This window comes from Neobacillus sp. NPDC097160 (genome assembly GCF_044762155.1).
In the GTDB taxonomy this organism is placed as follows: domain Bacteria; phylum Bacillota; class Bacilli; order Bacillales; family Cytobacillaceae; genus Neobacillus.
This window is the reverse complement of record NZ_JBIWDU010000001.1, coordinates 175,417-194,102: the sequence shown is the minus strand read 5'-3', so window position 1 is coordinate 194,102 and position 18,686 is coordinate 175,417. Positions and strand designations below refer to the sequence as shown.

The 18,686-nt window shown below is 42.2% G+C and carries 20 protein-coding genes; 4 read left to right on the top strand and 16 right to left on the bottom strand.

What is annotated here, in order from left to right:
* Window positions 1–26: 26 nt before the first annotated feature.
* The 5 genes from ACIQXV_RS00900 to ACIQXV_RS00880 all read right to left on the bottom strand — a co-directional run bounded on the left by ACIQXV_RS00900 (window position 27) and on the right by ACIQXV_RS00880 (window position 6,051).
* Window positions 27–926, bottom strand: coding sequence for a carbohydrate ABC transporter permease (locus ACIQXV_RS00900; RefSeq protein ID WP_402955229.1), 900 nt, complete (start codon window positions 924–926; stop codon window positions 27–29).
* 135 nt (window positions 927–1,061) lie between these two features.
* Window positions 1,062–2,315, bottom strand: a complete 1,254-nt coding sequence (locus ACIQXV_RS00895; protein WP_402955226.1) for an ABC transporter substrate-binding protein — start codon at window positions 2,313–2,315, stop codon at window positions 1,062–1,064.
* A gap of 236 nt (window positions 2,316–2,551) precedes the next feature.
* Window positions 2,552–3,826 carry a Gfo/Idh/MocA family protein gene (locus ACIQXV_RS00890; protein WP_402954637.1) on the bottom strand — a complete coding sequence of 425 codons (1,275 nt, stop codon included), beginning with the start codon at window positions 3,824–3,826 and terminating at the stop codon, window positions 2,552–2,554.
* 93 nt (window positions 3,827–3,919) lie between these two features.
* The gene (locus ACIQXV_RS00885) at window positions 3,920–4,969 is read right to left on the bottom strand and encodes a LacI family DNA-binding transcriptional regulator (RefSeq protein ID WP_402954634.1); all 1,050 of its coding nucleotides are present in this window, start codon (window positions 4,967–4,969) and stop codon (window positions 3,920–3,922) included.
* 350 nt (window positions 4,970–5,319) lie between these two features.
* A complete protein-coding gene (locus ACIQXV_RS00880) occupies window positions 5,320–6,051 on the bottom strand; it encodes a GntR family transcriptional regulator (protein ID WP_402954631.1) in 732 nt (243 codons plus the stop codon).
* Window positions 6,052–6,277: 226 nt separating this feature from the next.
* On the opposite strand from ACIQXV_RS00880, the gene ACIQXV_RS00875 reads away from it, so the two are divergent.
* From ACIQXV_RS00875 to ACIQXV_RS00860, 4 genes are all read left to right on the top strand, one after another.
* Complete coding sequence (locus ACIQXV_RS00875; RefSeq protein WP_402954628.1) at window positions 6,278–6,901, top strand: chromate transporter; 624 nt, start codon at window positions 6,278–6,280, stop codon at window positions 6,899–6,901.
* An 18-nt stretch (window positions 6,902–6,919) separates the two neighbouring features.
* Window positions 6,920–7,462, top strand: coding sequence for a chromate transporter (locus tag ACIQXV_RS00870; protein WP_402954625.1), 543 nt, complete (start codon window positions 6,920–6,922; stop codon window positions 7,460–7,462).
* A 172-nt stretch (window positions 7,463–7,634) separates the two neighbouring features.
* Window positions 7,635–7,871, top strand: a complete 237-nt coding sequence (locus ACIQXV_RS00865) for a hypothetical protein (RefSeq protein ID WP_402954622.1) — start codon at window positions 7,635–7,637, stop codon at window positions 7,869–7,871.
* Window positions 7,816–8,721, top strand: coding sequence for a penicillin acylase family protein (locus ACIQXV_RS00860; RefSeq protein WP_402954619.1), 906 nt, complete (start codon window positions 7,816–7,818; stop codon window positions 8,719–8,721). The genes ACIQXV_RS00865 and ACIQXV_RS00860 overlap by 56 nt, the downstream gene beginning before the upstream one ends.
* 82 nt (window positions 8,722–8,803) lie before the next feature.
* Here ACIQXV_RS00860 and ACIQXV_RS00855 read toward each other — a convergent pair whose 3' ends face one another.
* The 11 genes from ACIQXV_RS00855 to gucD form a co-directional block, all read right to left on the bottom strand.
* Window positions 8,804–8,947, bottom strand: coding sequence for a hypothetical protein (locus tag ACIQXV_RS00855; RefSeq protein ID WP_402954616.1), 144 nt, complete (start codon window positions 8,945–8,947; stop codon window positions 8,804–8,806).
* Window positions 8,948–9,367: 420 nt separating this feature from the next.
* Window positions 9,368–9,538, bottom strand: a complete 171-nt coding sequence (locus ACIQXV_RS00850; protein WP_402954613.1) for a hypothetical protein — start codon at window positions 9,536–9,538, stop codon at window positions 9,368–9,370.
* Window positions 9,535–10,542 (bottom strand): TIR domain-containing protein, encoded by a 1,008-nt coding sequence (locus ACIQXV_RS00845; RefSeq protein WP_402954610.1) that lies wholly within the window; start codon window positions 10,540–10,542, stop codon window positions 9,535–9,537. Before ACIQXV_RS00845 ends, ACIQXV_RS00850 begins: the two co-directional genes overlap by 4 nt.
* A 79-nt stretch (window positions 10,543–10,621) precedes the next feature.
* The gene (locus ACIQXV_RS00840) at window positions 10,622–11,035 is read right to left on the bottom strand and encodes a hypothetical protein (RefSeq protein ID WP_402954607.1); all 414 of its coding nucleotides are present in this window, start codon (window positions 11,033–11,035) and stop codon (window positions 10,622–10,624) included.
* A 201-nt stretch (window positions 11,036–11,236) separates the two neighbouring features.
* Window positions 11,237–12,394, bottom strand: a complete 1,158-nt coding sequence (locus tag ACIQXV_RS00835; protein ID WP_402954604.1) for a UxaA family hydrolase — start codon at window positions 12,392–12,394, stop codon at window positions 11,237–11,239.
* On the bottom strand, window positions 12,391–12,705 hold the full coding sequence (locus ACIQXV_RS00830; protein ID WP_402954601.1) for a UxaA family hydrolase: 315 nt from the start codon (window positions 12,703–12,705) through the stop codon (window positions 12,391–12,393). Before ACIQXV_RS00830 ends, ACIQXV_RS00835 begins: the two co-directional genes overlap by 4 nt.
* A 21-nt stretch (window positions 12,706–12,726) precedes the next feature.
* On the bottom strand, window positions 12,727–13,854 hold the full coding sequence (locus tag ACIQXV_RS00825; RefSeq protein WP_402954598.1) for a UxaA family hydrolase: 1,128 nt from the start codon (window positions 13,852–13,854) through the stop codon (window positions 12,727–12,729).
* A gap of 55 nt (window positions 13,855–13,909) precedes the next feature.
* Window positions 13,910–15,040 carry a 2-keto-3-deoxygluconate permease gene (locus tag ACIQXV_RS00820; RefSeq protein ID WP_402954596.1) on the bottom strand — a complete coding sequence of 377 codons (1,131 nt, stop codon included), beginning with the start codon at window positions 15,038–15,040 and terminating at the stop codon, window positions 13,910–13,912.
* A gap of 145 nt (window positions 15,041–15,185) precedes the next feature.
* The gene (locus ACIQXV_RS00815; RefSeq protein ID WP_402954593.1) at window positions 15,186–16,148 is read right to left on the bottom strand and encodes a fumarylacetoacetate hydrolase family protein; all 963 of its coding nucleotides are present in this window, start codon (window positions 16,146–16,148) and stop codon (window positions 15,186–15,188) included.
* Window positions 16,149–16,176: 28 nt separating this feature from the next.
* Complete coding sequence (locus ACIQXV_RS00810) at window positions 16,177–17,130, bottom strand: U32 family peptidase (protein WP_402954591.1); 954 nt, start codon at window positions 17,128–17,130, stop codon at window positions 16,177–16,179.
* Window positions 17,131–17,205: 75 nt separating this feature from the next.
* Window positions 17,206–18,672, bottom strand: a complete 1,467-nt coding sequence (gucD, locus tag ACIQXV_RS00805; protein WP_402954588.1) for an alpha-ketoglutaric semialdehyde dehydrogenase GucD — start codon at window positions 18,670–18,672, stop codon at window positions 17,206–17,208.
* Window positions 18,673–18,686: the final 14 nt, after the last annotated feature.

Genomic DNA, 18,686 nt, shown 5'->3' with positions numbered 1-18,686 from the left:
GTTCTTTCCAATGGTACCACTCCCTTTTAATCATAATGAACCCACTTTTTCTGTAAGACCATTTGAATCGCAGTAATAATCAAGATCACAATTAACAAGAGAACGGCGATCGCTGCTGCATATCCCTTATCATTTAATACAAAGGCATGCTGATAGAACAAATATACAATCGACTGGGTACTTTCTAAAGCCGTACTGCTTTTTCCAATCATCATGAAAATTAAGTCAAACACTTGGAACGCTCCGATGAGAGACATGATCGACACAAAGAAAATAACAGGAGAGAGCAGCGGCAGTGTAATTTTAAAGAACACCCTGATGGGACCTGCGCCATCGATTTCTGCCGCTTCATAATACATTTTAGGGATCCCTTGTAGTCCGGACAGGAAGATGACCATGTTATAACCAATTCCGCTCCAAATCGCGACGACAATAATCGAATACAACGCAATTTTCGGATCACTGACCCATTGGGGCCCCTTTATCCCGACTAAGGATAATAGATAATTGAAAAGACCGTAATCAGCGTTATAAAGCCATTTCCATACCATCGCAATTGCAGCAGGCATCGTAATCACAGGTAAAAAATACATTGTCCGATACACTGATTTCCCTTTAATTTTTTGATTTAAAAGAACGGCTATTATAATCGATAGGAAAATTCCAATTGGCACCGTAAAGATAATATAAATGCCTGTGTTTTTAAATGATTGTAAGAGGGTTGCATCTTCCAGCATCCGCTTATAATTTGTTAAGCCTGTCCATTCATATTGTCCAAATGCGCCCCATTCCGTAAAACTATAGTAAAAGGTCTGGATAATGGGCCACAGGTAAAAAATGAACAAACCCAACATGGTTGGTGCGATCATAAGATAGGCCCAAAAGTAATCGGACCGTTTCCTTGTCTTTGTTAAACTAGAAACCATTAATTTCTTAGGTGCTTTCGCTTCGGCCTGAAGAGGAATTTCTTTCACAGCATTCCCTCCCTTTAAGGAAATTGAAGAGAAGAATTAATTCTTCTCTTCATTTTTTAAAATTGTCCATCGCTTGCGCTTCTCAGTTTACTTCTTAGAAAAAGCCTCATTTGCCTTTTTCGTTAACTCTTTTACAGCATCCTCAACACTTTCTTCTTCGCTCCAAGCCTTTTTCAGGATATCTGTTTCATACTGCCAAATTTCACCTGTACTTTTCACACTTGGAAGTGGAACAGAGTATTCTGCTCCATCAATGAAGGCTTGAAGATTTAAATTCGGAACCGCATCTTTCCAGGCATCTTGTGTACCGTTAAATGCCGGGATGACCGTTCCTGTTTTCGCATATATATCTGCTGCTTCTTTAGAGCCTAGGAACTGAACAAACTTCCATGCCGCGTCTTTATGTTTGGTATTCGCTGCAATCACATTGGATAACCCGTGAATCGCTACCGCGCGTTTTTTCCCTTTTGGAACTACAGCAACATTTAGGTCGGGATTTTTCTTATATTCTGGAACCATCCAGGGACCATCGAACATCATCGCTACTTTTCCTGAAGAGAATAATTCAGAAGCCGCTGTTTCGGTCATTTGTGCTTGCGTTGGTGACAAACCTTCTTTAATGAAGCTAATATTGTATTTCAGTGCCTCGATCGCTTCAGGCTGATCGAATCCAACGGACTTGCCATCCTCAGAAATAATATGTCCGCCATTTTGCCAAATGAAATCATAGTATCCGCCTTGGTTGCCCATCAAAGCCGCATAGCCCCATATGCCTTTTTCTTTGTCTGTCAGCTGTTTTGCTACTACTTTTAATTTACTCCAATCCCAAGTTTCGTCCGGATATGGTACACCTGCATCATCAAAGATTGTTTTGTTGTACCATAAGCCTGTTGTATCGTAGTCTTTTGGAATCCCATACACTTTCCCGTCTACAGTGTATAGATCAATTAACGATTTCGGATAATTTTCTAAGCTATAGTTATCTTTTTTCGCCATATCGCTTAATGGAAGGATGACCTTTCCTTCTGCATATTGAACAACGTGAGCACCATTCATCCACAGAACATCGGGTAAAGCACCGCCCGTTGCAGCCGTTTCAAGCTTTTGAAAGTATTGACCATAAGGAGTAAGCTCTGTTTTTACTTTGATGTTTGGATATTTTTCGTTAAACTGTTTAACAATCTCATCAATGGCAGGGACTTGTTTCTTATCCCAAAAACCATACGTAATTTCTACCTTTCCATCTTTTGCCTCACTTGAAGTCTTATCACTGTCACTGCAGCCCGCAAGCCCCATTAATCCAAGTACCACGGTTAAAAGCATTAGTAGCCATTTTTTCATCATTTTTCCCTTCCTTCATATAAAGTTTAGTAGATTTCTAACCAAATCACTTATTAAAACTTAAGGGTTTTTCTTTGATAAAAAAATTCATTTCATACGATTGATATGTTTAGGATAACGCCCACCACCTCCAATAATAACGTTTTCCCCTAGGATTTCATTTCCCATAACCTTTGTTCTTAAAATATGACTTATTATTGCAACACCACAAAAACTGCGATGTGAACAATCGTTTCTTAAGCTTTGATAATTTCTAGTAAACTCTGATAATAGTCATCGATATGAATAGATTGACCCTCATTTAACCTTGAATCTTCAGCGGCAAATGCCATGAGGTGACTCCTCACGGATGCAGATGTGGAAGAAACGCCATTCTCGTTACTGCCAAATTGGATTTCGCGGAGAAATGTCCTCAGGATTCCGTTATCGCCACCGCTGTGACCGCCAATAGGGTTGTCAAATTTGATAATGGTTTCCTGCTTGGTGAGGAAATCAAAGATGGAAATACTGTTTTCCTCCATGTTTCCGCGGATTTCCCCTTTTGTTCCCATGATTTGCACGATCCGCGTTTGCTCTCTAGTGAAGCCGCACATGCTAAACGTGGCGGTTGCGCCACCCTCGAATTCCATGTTAACTACCTGATGATCGACAACATTATTATCTGAGCGGTATACGCATTTTCCATATGGTGTTTCCTGCAATGCCTTGATAATGCATTCATTCGTATCGTCCTCAGTGAATTTCTTGGCCCAGCCCTTTCCTTCGCCAAGATAATATCTACCTGCATGGAATGGACAGCTTAATTCGGCGGGACAGCCATCCAAACACCTCTTCGGTGCTCCGGCCGGGGCATTTTCCTCTTTAAAATGCATCAGTGAACCGTAGGAGCTAATGCGCTTACATTCCTTTCCCATGACAAACGAAATAATATCCATATCATGACAGGATTTCTGCAGGATCATCGGACTTGATTTCTCCTTGTTGTTCCAATTACCACGGACGAAGCTATGGGACATATGCATCACTTCGACATTTTCATTTAATTGCAGCGATACAACCCCACCAATTTGCCCTTTGGCAATTACCTTTTGAATCGTGGACCAAAATTCGGTATACCTCAGGACATGGCAGATGGTCAGCTGCCGGTTATATTTTTTCGCTGCCTGTTCCATTGCAATACATTCGAGCGGGTCAGGAGACATTGGCTTTTCCAGGAGAACATGATACCCCAGCTCCAAAGCTCTCATCGTTGGTTTAAAATGATACCGGTCAAGTGTACAAATAATCGCAATGTCAGCAATTTTTTGATCGAGCTGTAAGACCTCTTCCCACGACTCATAACAGTGCTCATCGGAAATATCGTGCGCCTGTTGTAACTTCGTCCTTCTCTCGATACCCGGCTCTGCCACGCCGACAATCTTTAATTCATTCGGATAGGCCAATGCGAACGGTGCATATGCCCTCGCCCCTCTGTCACCTGCTCCGATAAGGATCGCTGTCAATGTTTTCAATTAAATCTCTCCTCTCAACCACACATGTTTTCTGTGGAAAATCTTCCAACATTAAGGCAAACGTTTTCCAAAAGATGTTTAAAAAAGAACCACTTAGGTTCGTTTTATTGAAGATGATTCCCGAATAACTAATTCAAACGGCAAAATCAGCTTGATTGGAAGGGGAATTTCCTCTTCCACCATTTCCATTATCGTCTTTGCTGCCATTCTTCCCATTTCGTATTTAGGAATTTCCACTGTTGAAAGCGGCGGCGACGAATATTTCCCCATTTCAATGTTATCCACACCAAAGAAGGCGATGTCCTCCGGTATGCTAAGATTATTTTCGATCACAGCTCTCATGGCAGCGATGGCCATCATGTCACTGGCACAAACCATGGCTGTTGGCAAATGCGTTCGGCTCCTTTTAATGAGCTGGTTCATTTCCTCATAGCTTTTATCCATTCTCCACTTCGTATTGATAACCCAATCTGGCCGGACTTCAAGTCCTGCTTCTTCCATGGCAGATTGATAGCCTTTAAATCGATATTCCGCATGCAAATCCTCAAAATCTTCTTTAACGCCTCCGCCAATAAATCCAATTTCCCGATGTCCTTGGCTGACTAAATGTTGAACCACCATTTTAATTGCAGCCTCGCGGTCATAATCGACAATAGCCATTTTTTTATCTGTATAGAAAAAGTCCAATCCAACCAATGGGATCGTTTGCTGTATGTATTCAATCAGGCTATCATCAATCCTGCTGATCAGCAGAAGCCCTTCAATCCCCAAGTCATGAATCGTCTTAAGAAGCAGCGCCTCGTTTTCAAGCTCATCCTTAGTAATACTAATCAAGGTATAATCGTGATTTGTTAATGTATCACGAATCCCTGTATAAATGGTGGCGAAATATGGATTAATTTCTGCTTGTGCCGGATCGGCCACCCACCCAATTTTCATTGTTCTTGTTTGCTTTTTATCTTGATGATTGATGACTAAATTTCGAGCATGTTGATTGGGTATATACCCTAACTCCTTAACTGCTTCCCAAATTTTTGTTTTTGTTTCTGGGTTTACATTTCGGGTGCGATCATTTTGAATCACTCTCGAAACAGTAGAAATGGATACACCTACATGTTCAGCAATATCCTTTAATCTTGTCACAATAAAACACCTCTTAATTATGATCTTAAGCGCTTTCATAAGTAGAATAACAAATCTTTACTCTATTATACAAAATCTATTGAATTTTTTTAATATTTAATAAGAGAGGTTTTACTTCCATTCAGAATAGCCCACATACCCATTTGGTTATTGGGTTGTAGGTACAAGTTTGTTTAAAAAAATACCATCGAACTTTGACTGAAAATTTTTACTAATTCGAATATACACTCTGCCTAGGTAACCTGTCAACCCATCAATTTGAATTATTTAAAAAAAACATCGTTGGGTTGTTGGTATAGGATGTAGTTTAAAAAAACTCATAGACAAACATGCTATGAGTGATTCTACGATTACGTTAGTTCAGTATAAAAACGACAGCGATCGCCACGGACAATGGATATACAAAATTCAACAGGCAAGCCATTGCTATCATAGGCAGTTCGTTCAAGCAAGAGTGCCGGACGACCTTCCTCCGTTTGCAGATATTCACTTTCGTCCCCACGAATGAGGACGGGTTCAAATGCCTCTTTCGCCTTGGTTACAACGATATTAAACTGTTGCAAAAATAAATCATATAAGGAAATTTCGCCCACCTTTTTTAGCTGTTCCATATTTGATACCACGTGTTTTGGAATGAACGATGATTCCAAAATATACGGCTCATGATCGGCACAACGAAGGCGTTTCATTTCAATAACATCCTCTTCTTCACTCAACTGCAGTGCATCCATGATTTTGGCAGTAGGTTTGACTTCTTCTATTTTGAGAATGATATCTTTAGGATTCATACCTTTTTCTTTTAATACTTTGCTAAAGCTATAGAATCCCATCAACGACTGCTGCAATTTCGGTTTAGCCACGAAGGTCCCTTTTCCTTGAATTCGGTAAAGGCTCCCTACTTGTACAAGCTCCTCAATGGCCTTTTTTGCCGTGTTACGACTCACACCAAATTGGTCCATCAATTGATTTTCCGATGGGATTTTATCACCAGGTGACCATTGCCCATTTTCAATCGAACCTTTCAGCCTTTCCATTAATTGGTGATAAAGCGGGATGACGCTTTCATGCTGCAATGGTTTCATAATGTATGCCTGCCTCCAAACTATAATGAAATTTGTTAATTACCTAAATTATATCACCAATGCTTGTAGAGTCAACCCAACAAGTCTCTTGCTATAAGAAATGGTTATAGCCCATAAAATTGTTGCCATTTACCCTTAGAGCCTAATCTGATAACGTAGTATATAGAATGAATTTAAGATTACTATATTAACACTAAGGAATTTTCCAACAGAGTGAGGGATATACATGACGGAACAATGGAAACTGATGTTTCAAATCTTTTGGACCTTTTTCAAAATTAGCCCTGTGACGTTTGGAGGGGGCTTTGCCATGATACCTTTGATTGAAAGAGAAATAGTAGAAAAGCGAAAATGGCTGGAAAGTGAAGACGTTACGGATGTGTTTGCCTTATCACAGTCGGTCCCTGGGGCGATTGCCATTAACTCGGCCACCTTTATTGGTCACAGAATTGCTGGAATCAAAGGGGCACTTGCAGCCATGATGGGTGTTTCGCTTCCTACTTTTTTTATTGTTCTATCGTTAGGATTCTCCTACTTTTTCGTTCATGATAATCCAAAGCTAGAGGCGGCTTTTGTATCGATCAGAGCGACCATCGTCGCAATCATTGTGTATGCTGCCATCAAAATCGCAAAAACAGCCATTATCGACAAAACCACCTTCTTTATCATGCTTATAGGAGTTCCGGTACTGTTTTTCATTCATCCAATCATCGCCATCTTCCTGGGAGCTTTAACCGGATGGTTCGTTATTTTTATTAAAAAGAAAATGGGCTACAAAATTGACCTGAAACCAAATAAGGAAACCGATCCAGCCAATAATCCCGACTATTATATGGGGGCTGGAATTTAAGAACAAGGAGAGATTGGCATGGTATTGTGGGAACTGTTTCACACATTTTTTATTATGGGGTTTGTCTCCTTTGGAGGGGGATATGCCATGATGCCCATCATCGAAGCTGCGGTCACGAAATACAACTGGATGTCTGCAGAACAGTTGACCAATATGATTGCCATTGCCGGAATGTCACCAGGTCCAATCGCTGCCAACTGTGCTATTCTCATTGGTTATACGGCAGCAGGAATCACCGGTGCTATCCTATCTGCCATTGCAATCCTGCTTCCTTCCATTATATTAGTCATAACGGTTGCCACTTTTTTTATAAAAATTCATCACAATCCAGTGGTAGCAGCTATTTTTTATGGGTTAAAGCCCCTTGTCACAAGTTTAATTATCTATGCAGCGATAAGTTTTGCTCGAACCAATAACCTGGTTGTCCACACTATCTCCTTTCGTTCAATCAGCTTATTGCTCATTTTTGCGCTATCCTTATTTGCCTTATTAAAACTTCGCTGGAATCCAATTTATGTCATTGTACTTTCCGGACTGGTCGGTGTAACCCTCTATTCTTAAAAAGGCCTTAGATAACATCTTTAAATCTACGGAATGTTTAAGTAGACAGGCCCTACTTGGATGTTTGGGCTTGAATTTCATGGAAACGTCTAAGTAGACGGGGTCTACTTAGACTTTCAAACGGCCTGTACGCAAAAACGCTCCCACTGGGGGCAGGAAGTGGAGGCAATGGTTGGTTTTTATGATTTTAACCTTGCCAGTAACATTAAACAGTTTGAAAAAGCGGCAAAGGAAATCCCGACATCCACAATTTCCTTTATTCGGACAAACAAGGGAATATCGGGGCTACTGGGTGACCGGAAGAAAGCCAATCAGAGCAGAAGGTACCGACAACCGCCTTCCAATGCTTGGAGATGGCTCACAGGATTGGCAAGGAATCGCAGGATTGGCAAGGAGACGCACCGTTTGAAACATTGCCGCATAGCCAGAATCCCGCTCAAGGTGTGGTAGCCAACTGGAACAATAAACCAAGTCCCGACTGGGAGTCAACCGAAGCCCTGTATGGGCCAACCCATCGCTCAAAATTTATTCTTGATCAGCTTGCTTCACTGAAGCAAGTTTCTTGGTCGGATATGGAGAAAATCAACAAAAAGTCTGGCCACATCGAATTAAATGCTTATTTTTTCAAAAATCTACTAGTATCTAAAATTAACAATGAAGAAGAACTGCCAACAACCGTCAAGCAGGCTGCTGAACTTGTTAACAACTGGGATATGTACCAAACCAACAATAATGGAGATGTGCTTTATGATGACCCAGGCTTAACGATTTTCAGAAGCTGGTTCAATCTGGTAAAAGCAAAAGTCTTAGGGGAATTAAAGGGAACTGGTGCGGACTCGAATGATCTGCTGTATCATGTTCTCACTGCCAATCAAGAAGAATTACAAACAAAATATAGCTTCTTAGGAGACATTAATTTGAACCAGATGGCCCTAGAAAGCCTTCAAAGCGCGGTGCAAAGCTTAAGCTCCAGCAATCAAGGGAAACCATTGAATGATTGGCTCACACCGATTGCAAAAATCAACTTCTCACCGCAGGGTGCCGGCAGTGTCGCAGATATCCTTTATATGAACAGAGGAACCTACAACCAAATCGTCGAATTCTCGAAGAGCAATACGAAGAGCGTGAACATCCTGCCTCCAGGCCAAAACGGCAATCCATTTTCACCGCACTTCGATGATCAAAGACTGCTATATCCCAACTGGGAATACAAACCGATGTTCCTCGACATCCTGAAGCAAAATAAAAAGGAAAATTAGATTTTGGCCCCTTTCGCTACGATTACGAAAGGGGCTCTTATATTGGTTGGTGCCTGACACCACTGGTAAACTGGTGAAGGACTTAATCAATCTCCGAAAGAATCCCGGCAAAAATGTCCTTCATCAAGCCGATAAAGGACAAAATTCCAAGAATACTGCCGAAATTGGATTTATTTTTGGTAAAATTCCCGAGCGAAATGCATCCAATAAGGGGCATTGGATTCATTTTTGATGAAACCCCTAAGCAAAATGCATCCAATAAAGGAAATTGGACTCATTATTAAAGGAAATCACCGGTTTTATGAATCAAGATCCACGGGAACCTCTTTGTAACCATGCACATACTTTGTCGCACTCGGCCATAAATGTACATCAACTATTTCTAATTTTTGTTTAACAAGTAATATTTCAAAAGTCAGGCGTTCTGCCTGACTCCCCCGTCCCTCCGCTGAGTGGGAAATTACCCAATCAAATTAGGAATGAAAGTAAAATAAAACATCCACTCGGAAGGTTAAAAATTACCGAATGGATGTTTTTTTAAGGATTTTTTAGAAAGCGGGTATGGTAAAATATTTGCGAACAGAACTTAGAGGAGAAAGAAGGAAAAAATCTATCGAACATCGCAAGGGCGTAATGGGAACCGTACCTAAGCACGCTTCTTATATGGGTCTTCTCGATAATCTGCTTTTCGTTTATAAATAACTTTTCCTGATTCTTCTTTTCCATGAATGGAGGTAATAACCGCTCTTACACCCGTAACAGTTTCTCCAAGTTTATACGATTTTTGGTCTACTTTTGATACCACTGCGCTTTTCATGTAGATGCACCTCCAAAGATATTATTTATCGTGTTTAAAAGGTTGTAATTATCGAGAAATATATCGTCAATTTCTTCTTGACTTAATGCCTTTCTTCCCGTTATTGCAACCGTCAAAACCAATTGATTCCCTATAGGATAACATAAAACATACGTATTATCAAAGGCTGTACTACTTTTTTGGAAAACCAGTTCGTTACTTTGTAAAAAACAATCCATGACGATTATTCTATCTGTTTTTCGCCTATTTTCATTTACATTAAATGGGTAAAATTTTCCTTGGCCATCATTTCCGGCTATTTGTTTCAGACCATCGATCCCCTCCGCTTGCCAAACCCCTATTCCTTCAACGTAATAAGAATATGGAGCTTGATAAGCGTTCCTAACAGCTTCTTGTAGATATTCAAACTTTTTAGCTGGGTCTGTTAAGAGTCGTTTTGATAAAGTTCGGAGTATGCGAATTAGGGCATAGTCTTTATCCCTGTTAGCTTGAGCTTCAGCTAAGAGCTTTGCTGGATCCTGAAAGACGCCCATCTCTCTAATTTTTCTTTTTATAGCCCTGCAAGCTAAATTAACAGCAGCATCGTGATTACTATCACCACGGATTTCGTATCTTAATACAGTAAGACCATCCAGATCTGAAGGTAATCGAAAACCTTTTGCTTCCTCACTTTCCGGTGTTACACTCGGAATGATATAAAACACTCGTCCTCTTCTTAACCTTCCCCAGAATAACCCCATTTCAAACAGAGTATTGTCTCTTGTTGTAAATGTAATGGTACCTCGTATATTTACAACGTCATCCGGTGAAAATACAAATACAGCAAAATCATTTTCATCTAATTGTCGTTCAAGGCTTTCCATATTATATTCTAGCGGGCGAAATGCACCTGCTGTCCAAGGAGTAACCTCAGCAACATGAGTGAGTGCTTCATGAATTGCATCAACATAGTCAGCGGATTCTCTGGCAGAGCCAATAAATAATCTTGGTTTGATTCTGGTCATTTCTCCTCCATAAAATGTTATTTAGCAATGTACTTTATTTAATTATATCACCCTCTTTTGGTATATTTAACCATAGAAATTAATATTTACAAACAAACGCAATAGTAATTATAATTATAACAATTATTGGAAGATAAAATAGGCCTAATGTATTAGAAAGACAAATACGTATCCATGAGCTTGTTTCGGACACGAAAGGTTCCACATTCATTGAAAAATCAATAACCTCTCCATCGCCTTTTTTTCTAACGTAATCATAAAGTTTTCTGAACAGCTTTTCTTGCCAAAGAAAATAACCATCTAAAAGCCAAAAGAAAATAGTGGGTATTAATGCAATTGAAATGAATCTATAATCCATCTCTTGGGTATTCGCAAAAGCAAAAAGTCCAGCAACAAGAGTTACTGCCCATCCTTTCAATAAAAAGGCATTTTGTCCCATTCGATTTATGACTCCCTGTATAAATTCAAGGTGTTTTAACTTATTTTCATTCATAATATACCCCCAAATTCTATTTATTATAATATTCAAGCGAAAACAAAGAATTCCTGTTTTATTTTTTGGTGGTGAAGGAATTAGAAGAATAACCCAAATTATAAAGGCGTAACTTCAGTTGGAGACTTGTGCTTTTTTATATTACTTGCATAGCAAAGGAGGGCAATCCCTAATCACGGAATCCCCTCCTTCCCCAAAGTTTTATATAGTTTGAGCCAATCGCCATATAGCGAATTCTTGATTTTTGTGTTTTTCGGCGGCAGTCTGGGCTCCATTGGCGGTTTCCATGATGAGGTCATAGATTTCTTGACCGATTTCATCAATGGTGTTGATTCCTTCGATGATTTTTCCGGCATTGACATCGATATGCTCCGACATAATTTCGTAGAGTCTCGGGTTCGTTCCGATTTTGATAACTGGTACGATTGGCGAACCAGTTGGTGAGCCTTTGCCAGTGGAAAACAGGACAATTTGCGCTCCTCCTGCGGCAAGGCCGGCGACCGATTCAACATCATAACCCGGTGTATCCATAAAGATAAATCCTTTTTCGGTCGGCTTTTCCGCATAGGCGATGACTTCCATTAACGTGGAATTTCCGCCTTTTTTAATGCAGCCTAATGATTTTTCCTCAAGGGTCGTTAACCCGCCTGCCATATTTCCTGGCGTTGGATTGGCGGACCGAATATCTTCACCCGTGTCACGAATTCTTTCTTCATATTCCTTAACAATTTTTAGGAATGCTTCGCCTACCGCTGGGCTTACGGCGCGATTGGCCAAAATATGTTCCGCCCCAATCGCTTCCGTTGTTTCAGCTAAAATACTTGTGCCGCCATCTCTGACAATTGCATCGGAACAGGAACCAATTGCCGGATTTGCCGTGATTCCCGACCATGCATCAGATCCACCGCATTCTAACCCGATTATCAATTCAGTCACATCGGCAGTTACTTTCTTTTGGCCGTGGCTCCGCTCCACTGCCTTTTCCAGCCAGAGTTTTCCTTCTTTCAAAACGTCGGTGATTGTTTTATCCCTCTGAAACGTAATCGCATGGACATCATGACCGCTTTCCTTCAGAACATCAACTATTTCCTCAGCAGGATCGTCATCACCCATTCCTAAAAATAGCGCGGCACTAACATTCGGGTGACCCGCCGTCCCTTTCAGCGTCCTGATGGTCTGTTCTAAATCCTCTGGATATTGGGCTTTTCCCGCCTGATGTGCGACTGGAATAACACCCGGGACAAGCTGGGACAGCTTTTTTGTCAGACTCGCCAATTCACCCACCGTATTAATGACAATCACATGGTTTCTGACGCCTATGCTTCCATTCGGCCTCCGATATCCTTCAAATGTTTTCATGGCAGCTGCACCTCTTTAATAGAACTTAATCGTTCCTCTTCTTTTAGTCCGCGAACATTGAAGACATGGACATGGTAACCGGGCAGAATCTCTTCCGTTGAAATGCCCATGCATTCTCCATATTTGAGGATTTTGGCATCTTTAGGGATCAAGGTGGTGGCAATCTTATGTCCGTAAGGAATGGTCTGCATCACTTGTATTTTCTCATCATCCCCTTGAATCGAAAGCCATTCCCCTTCTTTAATACCTCTAAGCGCCACAGCCACATTATCGGTCGCATTCAATTTAAGTGCATTAAATTTTCGGCTCACCCTTGTTCACTCCTTCTGCATTTAAAATGTCGTTCCTACGTGAGGTATAGAAAACTCACCCAGATCTAATTTTTCAAGGCTTGTTAGCTTTCCAGAACAGATTTCGATGAGTGAAGCGATCACTGCTTCCACTTGGTTAGGAGCAGCTTCTGTTGTGACGGTATAGTCAATGAGTTCGTCAAAAGCCTCGTTTGGATTCTTTGGGGCAATCGTCATGCATGGCAGGGCAAGCGATCCTGTCAGCACCCCTCTGCTGCTAACGACTAGCACAAGATTGCAGCCGCTGGATGCCATATTTGATAAGGCCTCAACGATATTGCTCGGAACTGTTATGAGATGAAGCCCTTTCTCGGAAGGAATTTCACTATACCCTAGCACACTAGCAATAGACTGAGTACCTGTCATCATCAATTCCAGATTGGCAAGTTCTTGTTCTTTTTTGGAAAAATCATCATGTGTCATCGATCCCTTGCTTACCTCTTTCCAACGTCTCCGTTGTAATCCCTCGCCAATGCCTTTCAGCCTATTTCTCACACTTTCACTCTCGGAACGTTCGGATAATTCCGAGCCCGCTGGTTCTAATGATTGCGAGAGTCCGAACAGAACGTTGGCCTTCCTTTCTACCAATCTATCAACAACCCCGCCTATTACCGGAGCCACTCTATTTAATGCATCTTCATCCAAATCTACCGGTAAAACGCCAACTGTCAGTGCGGAAAGCGGCAGGCGCTCCCGTTTTTGGTTTGCTGCTTCTCTCGACCATTGTTCAGCAATTTCCACACCTCTATTGATCGTGTTTTCTCCTCCGGCCAGCTGCTGAATCCCGATTCCTTTTACCGGTTTTGTTTTCGGAATGCTCTCAAGCAAGCCACTGATTTGGTTCGTTTCGCACCCTAGTCCGACAAGAAGGGCTGAATATAGATTTGGGTTTGAAGAAACGCCCGCAAGCATATTTTTCGTTAATTTAAAATCATCCCCGAGCTGTGCACAGCCATTACCGTGGACAAATGGAACAGCTCCAGGTACCTTCTCGGAAATTTCTCTGGCAACGACACTGGAACAAACGACCGAACAAATGACACCGATGTGATTCCGGATTCCTGCCGTCCCATCATTTCTTTTGTAACCGTCAAAAGAATACTCCAACATAAGCTCCCCTTTCACTTGTATATCATCATAACAAAGTTAAGAATATTAGGAAAAATTAAACGATATTTTCCTCAACAGTCGCATTACCCCTAGCTTTTTTCCCCGTTTCATGGAACTCTACTTTTCCATCGATACCACGTTTCTTTTGATACTTATCTGCTAAAATAACGGCAACTGGTACAAGCAAAGCCGTGGTAATGGTGGCAATCGAGATTTGTGCCGATGCTACAGCCACAAGACCTTGATAGACCTCCGCTTCGGCAGCCGTCATTAGTCCTGATCCGGCTGCGACAGTGGCGGCTGCAGCAATCGCAGCAGGCGTTGCCACCGCATTTCCGGCAGTTGAAGCTTCTGCCCATGGTGCAATAAAACTTTTCTCACGGAAGAGCTTGAAGGTAAGTACCATTGCTCCCCCGGAAAGAATAACGGTCATTACAGCAAGGACAATCCCTGCACCCACTACTTCCGGGTTAAAGAAACTTGCCAGGTTCATACCGGCACCTAAAGCAAAAGCAAAGAAAGGAATGACCAAAGACTCTCCGGCTGCTAAAAATGTGCGGATCTCATTATCAAGATTTCCTAATATCATACCAATCAAAATCGGCAGAAGAACGGCAACAAAGGCGATTAACGGGAAGTTCGCGCCCATCATCCCCAGTGCCATTAAGGTGAAAAACGGTCCATCGTTAAGGGAAAGGACGGCTGTTGCCCCTACATCCGAACGGTTTCCGTATTGTCCTGTTAAGGCAGCAAACATTCCCCCGTTCCCATTTGTCATCGCGGCAATGATGGCCATTGTCGATAAACCAAGGAAGCCATGCACCGGATCTGACAACATCCCCCAAACCATCCCGACAATAAAACCGGCCAAATATTTTGATGTTGTTAGTAATACCCCTTTTTTAAGGGCCTTGCCACCTACCCGGAGATTCATTTGGCTGCCGGCACAAAACAAGAACAGCGCACACAATGTTAAAGCCCCATCCTTAAACAATGCCTGGGTAAAGCCGCCTATTTTCAAGAATTCATAGTTTCCATCCGCGTTAGCGGCGACACCCAAACCTTTTAGGAAGTCCATAATAAGAGGCAAATGAAGCTGATCGATCGTATTTAACAAAGCACCTGCTAATAGCGGGACAACCATAAGGCCGCCGGGAACTTTATCAATTGACTGTTTTAATTTCATCTTTTCACTCTCCTAGTGATTTTTCATAATGAGGGTAAAACAAAACCTATACGGATAATCCACCAATGTAATCGGTTGCAAAATATTAAAAGAAGATTCCGTCAATTCTTAGAAGAGTGCTAGCTTACCTTTTGCTAAAAATAAGTTACTTGGAGGGTAGAAGGGCGTTTTCCTTTGCATCCTGTTTCTTGTTAGGATTGTGTTTTTTAACATCATTAGATAGTGTGCCAATGTTCTCAATCGTAATGGACAGCGTATCTCCTCCTTTCAGCCAAACCTGCGGATCCCTTCCCATGCCTACACCCGGTGGAGTACCTGTAGCGATTAAATCTCCCGGCTTTAATGTCATCGACTGGGATAAGAACGAGACAATAGTGGGAATGCGAAAAATTAAATTACTCGTTTTGGACTGCTGCATGATTTTCTCATTTAGGGTTAAAGAAATATCCAGATGATGCGGGTCCCCTACTTCGTCTTTCGTTACGATCGCCGGACCAATTGGCGCAAATGTATCAGCCGATTTTCCGCGGGACCATTGGCTGTCGGCAAATTGCAGATCCCTTGCACTAACGTCATTCATAATCGTATAGCCAAAGATATAGTCTTCCGCTTCTGCTTCAGAAACACATTTCGCTTCTTTCCCAATAACAATCGTCAATTCCGCTTCAAAATCGACTTGATTGGAGTTAATCGGTAATTCAATCGCGGCCTTGTCACCAATGATGGCATTGGCATATTTTGAAAAAATAACCGGTGATGATGGCGGCTCCATGTTGGTTTCCTTACAATGGTCGATATAATTCAAACCGACGCATATAATTTTCTCCGGCTGGGCGATCGGAGCCACTACCTCAACATCCGATATGGAGCATGAAGCAAGATCATTTTTTCCATGATCACTCTCATAACAATTCAATAGCGCCTCAACATATGGAAGGGCTGTCTCACTTTGTTCAATAAACCGCTTCATATCATTTGGAAGTGTAACGTCTAGCGGAATACGGTTCTTGTACAAATCATGTAAACTACTAATTTTAATAATTTGGTCGTCTTTGGTTAAGACACCGAGATGCGTGCTGGATTGTGAACGGTACGAGACGAATTTCATTTCAAGTTCCTCCTATCTTTTAAAACGTTCATGAAAGGTTTGCAGACGTGGTAGTAACCCTTGGAATGCCCAATCCTTCAGCACCTAATTTGGATGTTTTCGCATCCGGATAATAGCGCTCAATCATTTGAACTCCCAGTGCGGCACGGCGGACACGTTCTTTGACTAGTGATATATTTGTACTTTCCCATTGCTTCCCAGAAGGGTAGACATCCGGATGATTGCGTAGCCCAAATTTAATATAAACAGGCGCCAATACCCGAATGATTTCCGGAATTTCATAATAGCGGAGGAAACCGCCCAAATTATCCGGCACTTCTACATATAAATCAATCGGAATGTCAATTGCCTGGCGGATGGATGCAAGTTTTGACAGGGTAAGCGCTGTTGGGACATTATACGTGCCTGCCCCAAGGTCTTGCATTAACTTCACAGAAACCGGGTTCGCAGATCCCATTTGCACAGATACCTTTACAACAAAGTCCTCTGGAAGCTGGCCGCACTTTTTCATTTCCTTCGTCAGCATCAGGAGACCTTCATCTGCAATTAATGCACCCCTTAGCCCTAACTTAGCTCCTCTTTTTAGATCCTCCATTGCATAGACAAGCTGGTCGGACCCTTCGTGACGCAATGCGATCGATTTTCCGCCTTCCGTCAACGGCTGCGCACTGATATCCCATGTGCCGCGCGGGCCGACAAACAAACTGAGTTCCATTCCTCTTTCAGCCGTCAGCCTGCACATTTCCAGGATTTCTTCGTCTGTTTGCAGCATAATTCCGCTTCCCTGTGATACCCGGTGAATCGTTAAGCCATAGTGGTCAATTTCAGCTAACATTTCCTTTAACGCAACCGGCCCCTCCACACTTGGAAGTTCAATCCGGTATTGCGCTCCGTCCGGGAAAGTTTTTGTAGAAGTCGGAAGCTCAGTTAGATCTGTAGGCGGGTAACCAAGCTTTTCTAATAACGCTCTGGATTCTTTCATCTTTCTGCCTTCTTTCCTTATTTTTTCAAAAAGTTGCTTCCGGGAGATTTCCAGAATAGAAATCCCCCATTTTGATTAGCCTTTAATAAACACGGTTTTAATGGTGGTAAAGAATTCTTTCGCTGCTTCCCCTTGTTCACGTGAACCGGTGCTGGATGCTTTCATGCCGCCAAATGGTGCCTGAAGCTCAACTCCTGCACTTTCAGCGTTGATTCGAACGAGACCGGCATCGATTTCATCAATAAACTCAAGCAGTGAACCAATATTCGACGTAAAGATGGAGGCACTCAATCCATATTTTGTATCATTGGCAAGCTTAATCGCTTCTTCTAAATCCGCCGCTTTAAGGAGGGCAATAACCGGGCCGAAAATTTCTTCCTGCGCAATTGCCATATCAGGTTTTACATTTTCAAAAATCGTCGGAGCGACATAAAATCCTTTATCAAACTCACCGCCAGTTAATGGCTCTCCTCCGTAAAGTAAGGAAGCTCCCTCTTCTAGTCCCTGTTCAATATACTTTCTGACGGTAGTAAACTGGCTTTCACTGGCACATGGCCCCATCCAGATCCCTTCTTTTAACCCATCGCCCACCGTAATTTTTTCCGTTTCTTGAATCAGCTTCTCTTTAAAAGCATCGTAAACGGCAGTTTCAACAATGACACGGCTTGATGCTGTACACTTTTGCCCAGTGGAACGGAATCCCCCGCTGATCACGGCTTCCACTGCAGCATCTAGATCCGCATCTTTTGTCACGATGACGGGGTTCTTACCGCCCATTTCCAGCTGGAATTTAATTCCGCGGGCTGCTGCTGATTTTGCAACCCCTTCACCAACACCCTCCGAACCGGTAAAGGTAATCGCATTTAAAAGTGGATGATCAATCAACGCTTGGCCAATAACCGAACCAGAACCGGTAATAAAATTCACTACCCCTTCGGGAAGTCCTGCTTTTGCAAAGCAATCCACTATTTTTGCAGCAGTTACGGCTGCTTCTGTTGCTGGCTTGAATACGACGGTATTTCCATATACGAGAGCCGGTGCGATTTTCCAAATCGGAATGGCAACGGGAAAATTCCAAGGCGTGATCACGCCAACGACGCCGAGGGGAGTCCGCTTTGTAAACATGAGCGCATCCTTATCCGATGATGGAATGACGTCCCCGTCCTTCCTCATCCCTTCCCCTGCATAATAACGGAGAATCGCCACCCCACGGGCGGTTTCCCCTTTTGCCTCCGGAAGTGTTTTTCCCATTTCCCTTGTCAATGTTTCAGCAATATCATTCAAGTTTTCTTCGATGATATTGGCGACTTTAAATAGAAGCTGACCCCGTGCGGCCTGACCAAGCTTCCGCCACGCATTTTTCGCCTTATCTGCCGCTTGTACAGCATTTTCCAAGTCTGTATTCGTGGAATTTTGCACGTAGCCGACGATTTCTTCTTTATTTGCCGGGTTGATGCTTTTGATGGTTTGCTCGGATTCGGATTCAATCCATTCGTTATTGATAAAGTTTTTATACGTTTTTTCGGAAAAAGCCGTTTGCATAAAATCTCCACTCC

Coding starts and splice junctions, on each gene's coding strand:
- ACIQXV_RS00900 (WP_402955229.1), bottom strand. CDS start 926: ATGGTTTCTAGTTTAACAAAGACAAGGAAACGGTCCGATTACTTTTGG.
- ACIQXV_RS00895 (WP_402955226.1), bottom strand. CDS start 2,315: ATGAAAAAATGGCTACTAATGCTTTTAACCGTGGTACTTGGATTAATG.
- ACIQXV_RS00880 (WP_402954631.1), bottom strand. CDS start 6,051: ATGAAACCATTGCAGCATGAAAGCGTCATCCCGCTTTATCACCAATTA.
- ACIQXV_RS00875 (WP_402954628.1), top strand. CDS start 6,278: ATGACGGAACAATGGAAACTGATGTTTCAAATCTTTTGGACCTTTTTC.
- ACIQXV_RS00870 (WP_402954625.1), top strand. CDS start 6,920: ATGGTATTGTGGGAACTGTTTCACACATTTTTTATTATGGGGTTTGTC.
- ACIQXV_RS00860 (WP_402954619.1), top strand. CDS start 7,816: ATGGCTCACAGGATTGGCAAGGAATCGCAGGATTGGCAAGGAGACGCA.
- ACIQXV_RS00855 (WP_402954616.1), bottom strand. CDS start 8,947: ATGAATCCAATGCCCCTTATTGGATGCATTTCGCTCGGGAATTTTACC.
- ACIQXV_RS00850 (WP_402954613.1), bottom strand. CDS start 9,538: ATGAAAAGCGCAGTGGTATCAAAAGTAGACCAAAAATCGTATAAACTT.
- ACIQXV_RS00845 (WP_402954610.1), bottom strand. CDS start 10,542: ATGACCAGAATCAAACCAAGATTATTTATTGGCTCTGCCAGAGAATCC.
- ACIQXV_RS00840 (WP_402954607.1), bottom strand. CDS start 11,035: ATGAATGAAAATAAGTTAAAACACCTTGAATTTATACAGGGAGTCATA.
- ACIQXV_RS00835 (WP_402954604.1), bottom strand. CDS start 12,394: ATGAAAACATTTGAAGGATATCGGAGGCCGAATGGAAGCATAGGCGTC.
- ACIQXV_RS00825 (WP_402954598.1), bottom strand. CDS start 13,854: ATGTTGGAGTATTCTTTTGACGGTTACAAAAGAAATGATGGGACGGCA.
- ACIQXV_RS00820 (WP_402954596.1), bottom strand. CDS start 15,040: ATGAAATTAAAACAGTCAATTGATAAAGTTCCCGGCGGCCTTATGGTT.
- ACIQXV_RS00815 (WP_402954593.1), bottom strand. CDS start 16,148: ATGAAATTCGTCTCGTACCGTTCACAATCCAGCACGCATCTCGGTGTC.
- ACIQXV_RS00810 (WP_402954591.1), bottom strand. CDS start 17,130: ATGAAAGAATCCAGAGCGTTATTAGAAAAGCTTGGTTACCCGCCTACA.
- gucD (WP_402954588.1), bottom strand. CDS start 18,672: ATGCAAACGGCTTTTTCCGAAAAAACGTATAAAAACTTTATCAATAAC.